We start from the raw sequence: 12,179 nt of genomic DNA, 5'->3' as shown, positions 1-12,179 counted from the left end.
AGATTACGTCGTTCCTAGAACCAAAACCTTACGGCGTAAAAAAATAATAGTATTTTTAACTTTCGAAATTTTCGAATGTTATGGCTAAATCCATCAAAATAATTGAGTGCCCACGTGATGCAATGCAGGGGATAAAACAATTTATCCCAACTGAGCAAAAAGTGCAGTATATACAGTCCCTATTACGTGTTGGATTTGATACCATAGATTTTGGGAGTTTTGTATCTCCTAAAGCAATTCCCCAGATGGCTGATACAGCCGAAGTGCTGTCAAGATTAGACTTAAGCAAAACTACTAGTAAACTTTTGGCTATTATTGCTAATGTACGAGGGGCAAATGATGCCAGCAAGCATGAGCAGATTGACTATTTAGGTTACCCATTTTCAATTTCTGAAAACTTTCAGATGCGTAATACCCACAAAACTATAGCGCAATCTGTAGATATCCTTTCAGAAATTTTAGAAATCGCCGACGTGTCAAATAAGCAAGTTGTTGTCTATATTTCTATGGGATTTGGAAATCCTTATGGTGACCCTTGGAATGTGGATATAGTGGGAGAGTGGACTGAAAAACTTGCTAGTATGGGTGTAAAAATATTGTCGCTTAGTGATACTGTAGGAACATCTAATCCTGAAAGCATAGATTATTTATTTTCAAATTTAATCCCAAAATATCCTAATATTGAATTTGGAGCCCATTTACATACCACGCCATCCTCTTGGTTTGAAAAAGTGGATGCAGCATACAAAGCTGGATGCAATAGATTTGATGGGGCTATTCAAGGTTTTGGTGGCTGCCCTATGGCAAAAGATGAATTAACAGGAAATATGCCTACTGAAAAGTTATTATCCTATTTCACTTCAAACGGCAATAACAACCTTAATGCACTAAGTTTTGAAAGTGCATACAATGAAGCTTCTAAGATTTTCAATCACTTTCATTAAGAAAGCCCATAAACATGGAGCTTTCTTAACATATATTGTCTATCATTTATTTTTAAAATTGAAACTCTAGTCCTGCATATGCACCAAATGGATGCCCAGGACGCAATCCGGCTGGTACTCGAGAAACTGCATAAGTTTCATCTAAAAGGTTTATAATGTTTCCTGTTAAGCTGAGATTTTTATTGAAATGATATTTTCCTGAAAAGTCTAAGATAAAGTTAGATGTAACTCCATTTTCATCAGTAATTTTTTCTGTCCCTGCGGTAGTTCTAAATGCCCCGTTTAAACGTCCATTTAAATTTAGTTCAAATTTCTTATGTTCTAGGGAGATAGAGGTGTTAAATTGGTGTTTGGCAATATATGGTAATTCATCTCCTTCGGTAACTTCTCCCCACAAATCCTCATCACTACCAAAACTGTTTAAAAATTCTGTATCTGTATATGTGTAGCCAAATGTAAGTGGCAAATTTAAGCGTGAATTTTTCTTCAATAAATCATAATTCAATAATAGTTCTAAACCTCTAACGGCTACTTCACCAGCATTAAATTGATCCAGTGAACCAGTGCCGCCTGTGGCAGCTAAATCACTCCCTAGTAGATTGCTATAATCATTGTAAAACGCCACAACATCACCTCTCAGTCCCTTAAAGTTAAATCTAGAACCTAATTCATAGTTGATGCTCTCTTCAGGTTTTTGGTCCGGCGAATTTCCAGGAGGTGAAAATCCTTTGTGAACGCCACCGTATAGAGAAGTGTAAGGATTGAATTTAAAACTGAACCCAATACCTGGAATAAATATATCTAAATTGTTTTCTCTTTCAGATAGGTTTCTTCCTGTCCTATTTGAATCTTCCTTTCCAAAATCTTCTCTTTTTAATGAGACGTTTTCATATCGTATTCCTGGAGTAAGAGTAAGATTGTCATACTTTAATTTATAAAGTAGAGATCCGGCAAATGCTTTGGCACTACTTATTCTATTGGCGTCACTCCCAGGAGCACCGTTTGAAGTGACGTTCATTTCTCCATTAATTATATTGTAACCATCTTTCCATTGAAAACGATCTTCTTCATCATAATGATAGCGTAAACCTATCTCCAAATCATGAAAAACATTTGCTCCTGACCAATGAATATCAAATTTAGTTTGAACACCTTGCGAGGTATATCTTCTATTGTTTGCCTTTAACAAAAGTGCATCACTATCAGAATTTGACATACCGTTCACTATTGAAAAATGATTGGGATAGGCTTCAGGGTTTTCCACTACTGAAGAAATTGCGATTTTATCACCATTAAAAACAACATCATTTAGTTTATACCAGTTTCTTGAGAAACCATTATAGTATGCGTCAGTTGTAATTCTAAAGTTTTTTGAAAACTCCAATTCGTGGCTCACTGTAAATTGAATATGGTCGTTAGTCATTTTATCATCTTGTGAACTAGCATATCGACTGAACGGATTGGCATTAAAGTCGTTTTGACTTAACCCAAGATAGGTTTCATTTGAAACTTCATCAGAATATTGAAATTTAAAATTGACAGCTTGTTTTATGGATGCCTCAGGATTAGAGTTTAACCTAAATTTTGCTACCACATCATTTTTATCAAACCCAGTATTGCTCCCGTCAGGTAAGTCTTTGAAACCATCAGAATTGAAATTCAAAAACTCAAGAGAATAACCAAAGTTTCGTTTGTTGTCACCAATCCTAGCATGAATTTGTCCTGTATTAAAACTTCCAAAGCTAGCTCTTATAGCACCTTGAAATGAATTTGGTATTTGTGTGCTCACTAAGTTAATAGCACCTCCAGTGGTAAATGGTCCATATTGTATTTGGCTACTTCCTTTTAAAATTTCTACAGCTTGCATTCTAGCAACCGAAGGAAAATAATATGCTGCAGGGGCACTATAAGGTGCAGGGGCAATAAGTATCCCGTCTTCCATTATGGATATTTTTGCACTGCGTTCAGGAGAGGTTCCTCGTAAACTGATGTTTGGCCTAAGTCCAAAACCATCTTCCTCATAAATATTAACCCCTGGTACTGTTCTTAATACCCTGTTAATGTCGGTATAGTTAAATTTGGCTAATTCTTCTGGAGCAATGTAATATGAAGATCCAGTTCTGTTTTTAGCTTCATACTTATTTCCGAAAATTACCTTTGTACTAATAAGAACTTGATCTAATTTTTGAATAGAGTCTTTTTCCTTTTCTTGAGCAAATAATGTACTTACAAATAGTAGGGCTAATAGCGTAGTTCCGGCTTTCATTTTATTTAGACTGATTAAAAATAAGGTTTAGTTTTCGAGTGCAAAAATAGCAATGAATTTTACTTCTCCAAAGCTTATTTAGAATAAATAAAAATAAATTCCATAACAATTTGAATTACAATATTTTACTAATGTTAAATTTTTGTATGCTTTTTATATTAATTAAGTATTTAACATCAAGTCTGTAAAAAATGCGTAAATTTGCACGCAATTATAATTGTAATTGCATCATGACTGCACACCAAAATAAAATTCTAGGAGAAGGTCTTACCTACGACGACGTCCTTTTAGTTCCAGCCTTTTCTGAAGTTTTACCTCGCGAAGTTAATATTCAATCAAAATTTACACGAAACATTACTATAAATGTACCTGTGGTTTCGGCCGCTATGGATACTGTTACCGAAAGCAAAATGGCAATAGCCATGGCGCAAGAAGGCGGTATTGGTGTACTTCATAAAAATATGACGATAGAAGCCCAAGCGATGAAGGTGCGCCGAGTAAAGAGAGCAGAAAGTGGTATGATTATCGATCCCGTAACGCTATCCATGGATGCCAAAGTGAAAGATGCAAAACGTGCAATGGCTGAACATAGTATTGGTGGTATACCTATAGTTACAAAGGATGGAACACTTAAGGGCATTGTTACAAATCGTGATTTGCGCTTCGAGCACGAAAATGAAAAGCCCATCACAGAGGTTATGACAAGCGAAAACCTTGTAACTGCTTCAGTAGGAACTTCATTAAAAGATGCCGAATTAATTTTACAAGAGAATAAAATTGAAAAGTTATTGATAGTTGATGATAATTATAAACTATCTGGTTTAATAACATTTCGGGATATTACAAAACTAAGTCAGAAACCAAATGCTAACAAGGACCAATACGGGCGCTTACGAGTTGCTGCTGCCATTGGCGTTACAGCCGATGCAGTTAATAGGGCAGAAGCTTTGGTAAATGCAGGTGTTGATGCTGTTGTAATAGATACTGCCCACGGACATACCAAGGGTGTAGTTTCCGTATTAAAGGACATAAAGAAAAAGTTCCCAGAGCTAGATGTTATAGTAGGTAATATTGCAACTGGTGCTGCAGCAAAATATTTAGTAGAAGCTGGTGCTGACGCAGTTAAAGTGGGTATTGGTCCAGGTTCTATTTGTACTACACGAGTGGTTGCAGGAGTTGGATTCCCACAATTCTCTGCAGTTTTAGAAGTTGCTGCTGCTTTAAAAGGTACGGGAGTTCCCGTAATTGCAGATGGTGGTATACGTTACACAGGTGATATTCCAAAAGCTATTGCTGCCGGTGCAGATACGGTAATGTTAGGGTCACTTCTAGCTGGAACTAAAGAATCACCAGGAGAAACCATTATTTATGAAGGCAGAAAGTTTAAATCTTACCGAGGCATGGGTTCTGTGGAAGCTATGAAAGAAGGTAGTAAAGATAGATACTTTCAAGATGTTGAAGATGATATTAAAAAACTAGTACCTGAGGGTATTGTTGGTCGTGTGCCATATAAAGGCGATTTATATGAAAGCATTCACCAATTTATTGGAGGACTTCGAGCTGGTATGGGGTATTGTGGTGCAAAGGATATAGAGACATTAAAAGAAACTGGCCAATTTGTGAAAATTACTGCTAGTGGCATTAATGAAAGTCATCCGCATGATGTCACCATTACTAAGGAATCTCCTAATTATTCCAGATAGATTAAACAAACTACTTTCTAGTCAAATGTATCTTTAAGATTGTTATCAAAAATTTTTGTTAAAACTTTGAAAAGATACTAGGAGGCAATAGCTAATAGTTTATAACTTCGCTCAAAAATTACATTATCGTTCTAAGGCGATATGGATATTCTTGTAAATGGGTTTAATGCGTTTATGTTTCACATTTCTTTTAGCTTCTATTTATTTCTTCGGAAACATTGTTTTTGCACAAAATATTGAAATTAAGGGAAAGGTAGTTGAAGAAACCACTAAACAGTCATTGGCCTATGCAACCGTGGCTTTGGTAGATAGTACAACGCAAGAAACCATTACAGGTGTTATCACTGCCGAAGATGGGACATTTAAAATAGAAACTACATACGACCAATTTCATGTGCAGATAAGCTTTATGGGCTTCGTCTCAAAAACCATAACAAATTTTGATAGATCAAGGCGGAAAATTGATTTAGGTATAATTTCTCTAAAAGAAGATACCGAACAGCTTGATGCTGTTTTAGTTGAGGCCGAGGTGTCTTCATCTCAGTTTAAGTTAGACAAGCGCGTATTTAACATAGGAAAGGATTTAAGTAGTACAGGAGCAAGTGCTTTGGAAGTATTGAACAATGTACCCTCAGTTAATGTGGATATTGAAGGAGCTATCAGTTTACGAGGTAGTTCAGGAGTTCAGGTTTTAATAAATGGAAAACCTTCAATATTAACGGATGATGGCGGTGCCTTAGGGAGTATTACAGCTGATATGATTGATAGAATAGAGGTGATTACCAATCCATCTGCCAAATATGATGCCGAGGGTACGTCTGGCATCATAAACATCGTTATTAAAAAAGACGAACGTAAGGGGCTTAACGGAGCCTTTAGCTTAAACACTGGTATTCCTGACAACAATAGTTTTGGGCTAAGTTTAAATCGTCGTTCAGAGAAGTTTAATCTGTTTACACAACTCGGTTTAGGAAGAAGGGTGTATCCTCGAGAATCTGAAAATATTAATGAGGATTTGGATACCGGTACGTCAATTCTTAGTGTAGGTGATGATTTTAGGATTGAAAAGTTTTATAATATCACTTTAGGTACCGATTATTATATCAACGCTAATAATGTAATTACCTTGTCTGGAAATTTCGCTTATGAAATTGAGGACCAACCCTCTGACATTAATTTTAGAGCACTAGATGCTGATGATAACTTAACTTCAGAATGGAATCGTTCTGAAAACACTGAAGCAACCAACCCTAAGTGGCAATACGAATTGGTATATAAGCGAGATTTCGAAGACCACGAAGATCATGACTTATTACTAAGTGCCACAGGTAATTCTTTTGGAAAGGATCTTACCTCATTGTTTCAAGATACCACCATTTCTGGAACAGATAGGGATAATACACAAAATACAAGAACAGATTACTCTGATAACACATATACATTTAAGCTCGATTATACAAAACCATTTTCTGAGGTTTGGACTATGGAAACTGGCGCACAGTATGTGATAAATGATATTGGGAATGATTTTGAAGTGCAAAACTTAGTTAATGGTGTATTTGAGACTGACCAAGGTTTAACCAACAATTTTGAGTTTGATCAAAAAGTGTTGGGTGCTTATTTGATTGGGGGATATGAGTATGAGAATTGGGGTTTAAAAGTAGGTTTGCGCTTAGAGCAAACAGATTTAACCACAGTGCTCGTTACAACCAATGAATCCAACAAGCAAAACTACACCAATTTGTTTCCAAGTGTTCATACCTCTTATAAAATATCAGATGCGGTATCGCTACAGGCAGGTTATTCGGCAAGAATAAATAGACCAGGAATGCGCGAGTTAAACCCGTTTTTTAATATTAGAAATAATTTTAATATTCGTCAAGGTAACCCAGCGCTTATGCCAGAGTTCACAGATTCTTATGAGTTGACCAGTATTTTTGATATAGGGAAAACCTCTTTAAATTTCGGTGTATTTCATCGCTATACAACAGATGTTATTGAGCGTATCTCCGTATTTGAAAATAATGTGAACATAAGTATGCCTGAGAATATTGGGACAAACAGTACTTTGGGAGCTGAGTTTAATACAAAGTACAGTCCTGCCAAATGGTTAACCTTTAATTTTGATTTTAATTACAATCAATTTAATAGAAAAGGAACGTTTGAGTCAACCGTTTTTGATTTTAATGGCAACCAATGGAGCTCAAAACTTATGGCAAAATTTAAGCTTCCTGCAGAAATAGATTTAGAGGCGGTAGGAAATCATAGGTCTAAAGTTAAGACCGTCCAAGGTGTAAGAAGTGCAAATACCTTTTTAGATATTGGTGTTCGCAAAAAAATATTAAAAGATAAAGGTGTAATTAATTTAAGCATCAGGGATGTATTTAAATCTCGATTTTTTGAGAACTTTATTACGCAAGGTAACTCTGAAGCCTATAGTTGGAGTAGGCGAGGAAGATTTATAGCCATAGGTTTTAGCTACGGATTTGGTAAAGGTGAAGCTATGGAGTATTCAGGAGGCAAAAGGCGATAACTTCCTTTATTTGCGGTTGAATACGATAGAATCTGCCACTTCAAGATGCCATTCATCTACCAAACCAGAATTAACTTCAAGTACATATTTTGCAGGCCCTCCTGACGGAAGTGAAGATTCATCAAAAGGTTTGGCATTTTTTTGAAAACTTACGATGGCTTTATTCGCATTGATGTAAATTATATCTAATGGAATTCTGGTATTCTTCATATAAAAAAAGCGCTCGCGTTCATCTTCAAAAATAAATAACATGCCTTGTGTATTTTTCATGCTATCGCGGTACATCAATCCTGTTTGTATATCAAAATCAGTTTCAGCAATTTCAATATCTAAAGTTACTTTTAAAGAATCATTTTCAGCCTTAAAAATAGAAAGCTCGCCTTCTTTTGTAAAAGTTACTTCAGTTTGTTTTACAGCCTTAGTTTCTTTCTTGCATGACGTAAAGCTGATGCTTAAGAAAGCGAAAATTAGAAGATAAATAAAACTTCCCTGTTTCATTTTAGGAAATTGGTTTTTTAGGTTTATAAAGAAACATAAAATACAACCCAATTAGTATAAACGGTATGCTTAACCATTGGCCTGTGTTTAAATTGAACCAGTTGATGTATTCATCTCCTTGGGGTTCTTTGAAGCGTTCCACAAAAAAGCGGATAGACCAAAGGCACACTAAAAATAATCCAAAAAGAAATCCTGTTTGGTCTTTTTTAGAAGTCTTGGAATAAAAATACCATAAAGCAAGAAATACGAAAATATATAAAAACGATTCGTAGAGTTGTGCTGGATGTCTGTAAGGAACGGCTGCTAACCATTCTTCATTATTGGCAATGGCATTGTATGCTTCTTGTACATCTTTAATGCCTGTTTTTCTGGTAACTTCGTATTTATTGTAATGATCTTGAACAAAACGAACACCCAATGGAAAATCTCCCGATACTTTTCCAATAATTTCAGAATTTATAAAATTACCTATTCTAACGAAAACAGCACCTGATGCTACTGGTATCACCAATCTATCTAAGATCCAAAGTAAAGATTTGTAGTTGTATTTTCTTCTATATAGGTACATGCCAATTATTACGCCAATTGCAGCACCATGGCTTGCCAATCCTTGAAATCCAGTAAATTCTATCCCATCTTTAAAGCTAAACGGAAGGAATATGCTAAAAAAATCTTGTTGAATTAATTCACGTTGATAAAACAATACATGCCCTAAACGCGCACCAAGCATTGTGGATAATACCACATAAATAAACATGGGGTCTAGGTATTCCAGCTTTACTTTTTCTTTGGTATAAATACGTTTCATTATGTACCAACCTAAAATAAAAGCGATAACCCACATAAGGCTATAAAAATGTAGCTTGAAATTACCAACTATATCAATTCCTGTAACAGGATTCCAGTCGAACTTTAATACGTGCATGAAAATTGTTTTACTGCGTAAATATAAAGGTTTAACAACACTTATCTGTTAAAATTTTGTTTAGCTATTTTGCCAAACTTAAAATTTCAACTTCAAAAATAAGATTTGTTTTTGGGGGGATGCCACGGTTACCAGCTTCTCCGTAAGCTAAATGGTATGGTATGAATAAAGTAGCCTTATCTCCAACATTAAGTTTTTGTAAGCCTTCTTTAAATCCAGCAATCATAGGTGAGTCTGGACTCAAATCTGCAGTAATGGGTACATACCTGTTCGCTGCTTTTTTTCTTTGATTGACTGCTCCAAGCGCTTCAGCCAAGGTTAAATTACTTGTGTCAAGCAATCTGCCATCTTCAAAATACAATGCATAATGTGTTTTTGCTTTGGAGAATACTTTTAGAGGTTCGCCATTTCCTTTTTCAGCGATAAAATATTTTAAACCAGATTCCAAGGTTACCGCTTCTTCTTTTTGTTTTGCATGTTTTTCAACAGTCTCTTTTAAAATCTTTTCTTTTCGGGCTTTTTCAGCTTTTTCTCTTTTTTCTCTTTCAGCAAAATGATTTTTAAATACTTCCGGAGCATCAAACTGTTTTGCTGCTTTGCCTTTTCGTATAATATTTAGTTGGTTGATAACCACACTGTCTAGCGGTTTATCTTTAGCGTCAGTAGCAACATTTGAGATGGAATCTTGTATATCCAAACCCATAACCAATTCACCAAAAACACTATAGCGGTTATCTAAATCTGGTCTTGGTACTTCGGTAATGTAAAACTGACTGCCATTAGAGTTAGGTCCAGGGTTTGCCATAGCAAGAATCCCAGGTTTATTATGTTTTAAATCAGGATGAAATTCGTCCATAAAACGGTAACCAGGTCCTCCTAGACCTGTACCCAAAGGGTCTCCGCCTTGAATCATGAATTTATCTTTCACTCTGTGGAAAATGAGTCCGTTATAAAATTTTTTTTCTTTGAGTGAATCTGTTACCAATGTGTTCGTACCTTCGGCAAGTGAAATGAAATTTGCGGAAGTTACTGGTGCCTTCTCGTAATGCAATTTCGCAACCATTTTGCCTTTTGTAGTATTGAATTCGGCATAAATACCATCTTCTAATTCTGGATATTGCGATTTACAACTTGATAGACTTACAATGAAAACTGCAATATATAAATTGCAGGCAATATTAAACTTAACCATACTAGTTATCTTGTACTTTGGTAATAGAGTTTAAAGTAACTTCAGCAATTAGAGGTACATTTGTGCCAATTTTGTTTTCGTCCCCATAGTAACCATATGCCTTTTGTGAAGGAAAAAGAAATGTAACGGTTTCTCCAGGTTTCATCAATTTTAAACCTTCGCGAAGCCCTGTGAACAATTCTTGTTTATCCATAGTATAGTTGAGGTTTTTGAAATAATCCGCAGGATAAATCAAATCGCCTTTCAAGTTTTTAAGATGATATGAGTAGTTAACGATATCACCAAAACCAGGTGTTAATGCAGTCTCTTCTATGGTTTTTGTATTGTAGTAATACCAAAATCCGTTTTCTGAAGCAATGTATTCGTTGCTATCGTTAGCCGCCATTATATCTTGAATCAAGGCCTGTTCCTTGGCATTCAGTTTTTTATTACGTTCTACAGATTCGTCAATAAAAGAACCTGATTTTACAGAGACAGGTTTACGAGCTTCTGGGGTTTTGCAACCAAAGCAAAAAATTGCTAAAAGTATTAGGGCATAAAATTTATTCATGATTTAGGGCATTTTTATATTGAGGCAATATACTAAGAAATTTTTCAACCGTTGATTTTAGTGGTGTTTCGCTGCGTCCACCGGCTGCATTGTTATGTCCGCCACCGTTAAAATGTGCTCTAGAGAATTCGTTTACTGAAAAACCACCTTTTGAGCGCAGTGAGATTTTAATAATGCCTTCCTGTTTATCTTCAATGAAGATGGCCGCAAAAATGATGTTGTTTAAGGAAAGCGCATAATTTACCACACCTTCAGTATCTCCTTTTTTATAGTCAAACTTCCGTAATTCATCTTGAGACAGTGTAATATATGCAGTTCTTAATTCAGGTAGCACTTTCAAATTGGTTAAAGCACACCCTAGTAATTGTAGGCGGTTGTAGCTGTTGGTGTCGTAAACATTGTTGTGTATGTTGGCGTTTTTTGCCCCTTTGTCAATAAGTTCTGCAACTATGCGATGTGTTGTACTTGTTGTAGATGGAAATCTAAATGATCCTGTATCTGTCATTATTCCTAAATACAAGCAAGTAGCAATATCAACATCAATCTTATCTGTGCTGCCCAGCATATCAATAAAATGGTATATCATCTCGCATGTAGAACTCATATTCACATCACTATACATAAAAGTAGCATAATCATCAGGTTCTTGGTGATGGTCTATTAAGATTTTAAGGGCTTTTGAAGTTTCAAGCATAGGTGCCATTGCACCAGTTCTGTGGAATGCGTTAAAATCTAAAGTAAAGATAATATCAGCTTTTTCGATCACCTTATTGCACTCTTCTGATTGAGAATCATACTTTAGAATAAAGCTTTCTCCAGGAGCCCATTTTAGAAATCCAGGATAATCATTTGGTGTGATAACTTGCGTATTATGATTGTATTTATTTAGAAAATGATATAGCCCTAAAGTTGAACCGATAGCGTCTCCATCAGGGTTCTTGTGAGGCACTATTACTATGTTTTTTGGCGTACTTAATAGCTGTTTAATCGCCGTAATGTCGTTTGTATCCATAAGGAACGAAGATACAATTTTTTAAACTTGCTTTTTATTGAAAATACGTTACTTTTGCGCCAAATAAAAAATGAAATGGCAACAAACAGAACATTTACAATGCTTAAACCAGATGCAGTTGAAAAAGGGCATATTGGTGCAATATTAGAAAAAATTACAGCTTCAGGATTTAGAATTGTGGCGATGAAATTAACACAAATGACAAAAGCAGACGCTCAAGAGTTTTATGCGATACATAAAGAGCGTCCATTTTTTTCTGAGTTAGTAGAATATATGACACGTGGTCCTATTGTGGCGGCAATTTTGGAGAAAGATAACGCAGTTGAAGATTTTAGAACGTTAATTGGAGCTACAAATCCAGCTGATGCTGCTGAAGGTACAATTAGAAAAATGTATGCAGATTCAATTAGCGAAAATGCGGTACACGGAAGTGATAGTGATGACAACGCTGCCATTGAAGGTGCTTTCCATTTTTCTGGGAGAGAGCAATTTTAAGATACAAAGCATTTTAAAAAATGAAAAAGCCCGAGACCAAGTCTCGGGCTTTCTTGTAAGA

General features: G+C 35.6%; 10 protein-coding genes. 4 read left to right on the top strand and 6 right to left on the bottom strand.

Translation table 11 applies throughout. From position 1 onward, the window contains the following. Positions 1-80: 80 nt before the first annotated feature. Positions 81-944: a hydroxymethylglutaryl-CoA lyase gene (locus EYD45_RS05565; protein WP_130963415.1), complete on the top strand. Its 864-nt coding sequence runs from the start codon at positions 81-83 to the stop codon at positions 942-944. A 52-nt stretch (positions 945-996) separates the two neighbouring features. Here the strand turns inward: EYD45_RS05565 and EYD45_RS05560 are convergent, their stop codons facing one another. Then, on the bottom strand, positions 997-3,210 hold the full coding sequence (locus EYD45_RS05560; RefSeq protein ID WP_130963413.1) for a TonB-dependent receptor family protein: 2,214 nt from the start codon (positions 3,208-3,210) through the stop codon (positions 997-999). A gap of 230 nt (positions 3,211-3,440) precedes the next feature. On the opposite strand from EYD45_RS05560, the gene guaB reads away from it, so the two are divergent. Both guaB and EYD45_RS05550 read left to right on the top strand, forming a co-directional pair. Further along, positions 3,441-4,913: an IMP dehydrogenase gene (gene guaB / locus EYD45_RS05555; protein ID WP_130963411.1), complete on the top strand. Its 1,473-nt coding sequence runs from the start codon at positions 3,441-3,443 to the stop codon at positions 4,911-4,913. A gap of 166 nt (positions 4,914-5,079) precedes the next feature. Then, complete coding sequence (locus EYD45_RS05550) at positions 5,080-7,446, top strand: TonB-dependent receptor domain-containing protein (protein ID WP_233702535.1); 2,367 nt, start codon at positions 5,080-5,082, stop codon at positions 7,444-7,446. 6 nt (positions 7,447-7,452) lie between these two features. Here the strand turns inward: EYD45_RS05550 and EYD45_RS05545 are convergent, their stop codons facing one another. The 5 genes from EYD45_RS05545 to EYD45_RS05525 all read right to left on the bottom strand — a co-directional run bounded on the left by EYD45_RS05545 (position 7,453) and on the right by EYD45_RS05525 (position 11,623). Then, complete coding sequence (locus tag EYD45_RS05545) at positions 7,453-7,944, bottom strand: DUF192 domain-containing protein (protein ID WP_130963407.1); 492 nt, start codon at positions 7,942-7,944, stop codon at positions 7,453-7,455. A gap of 1 nt (position 7,945) precedes the next feature. Continuing rightward, positions 7,946-8,869, bottom strand: coding sequence for a prolipoprotein diacylglyceryl transferase (gene lgt / locus EYD45_RS05540; protein ID WP_130963405.1), 924 nt, complete (start codon positions 8,867-8,869; stop codon positions 7,946-7,948). A gap of 64 nt (positions 8,870-8,933) precedes the next feature. Continuing rightward, on the bottom strand, positions 8,934-10,061 hold the full coding sequence (locus EYD45_RS05535; RefSeq protein ID WP_130963403.1) for a peptidylprolyl isomerase: 1,128 nt from the start codon (positions 10,059-10,061) through the stop codon (positions 8,934-8,936). Between the two features lies 1 nt (position 10,062). Beyond that, positions 10,063-10,611: a gliding motility-associated peptidyl-prolyl isomerase GldI gene (gldI, locus tag EYD45_RS05530; protein WP_130963401.1), complete on the bottom strand. Its 549-nt coding sequence runs from the start codon at positions 10,609-10,611 to the stop codon at positions 10,063-10,065. Beyond that, a complete protein-coding gene (locus EYD45_RS05525) occupies positions 10,604-11,623 on the bottom strand; it encodes a DHH family phosphoesterase (RefSeq protein WP_130963399.1) in 1,020 nt (339 codons plus the stop codon). The genes gldI and EYD45_RS05525 overlap by 8 nt, the downstream gene beginning before the upstream one ends. A gap of 75 nt (positions 11,624-11,698) precedes the next feature. Between EYD45_RS05525 and EYD45_RS05520 the strand changes: the two genes are divergently transcribed. Next, positions 11,699-12,118 (top strand): nucleoside-diphosphate kinase, encoded by a 420-nt coding sequence (locus EYD45_RS05520; RefSeq protein ID WP_130963397.1) that lies wholly within the window; start codon positions 11,699-11,701, stop codon positions 12,116-12,118. The last annotated feature ends 61 nt before the right edge of the window (positions 12,119-12,179 follow it).

Source organism: Hyunsoonleella flava (genome assembly GCF_004310325.1).
Classification (GTDB): Bacteria; Bacteroidota; Bacteroidia; order Flavobacteriales; family Flavobacteriaceae; genus Jejuia; species Jejuia flava.
This window is presented reverse-complemented; position numbering and strand designations above follow the sequence as displayed.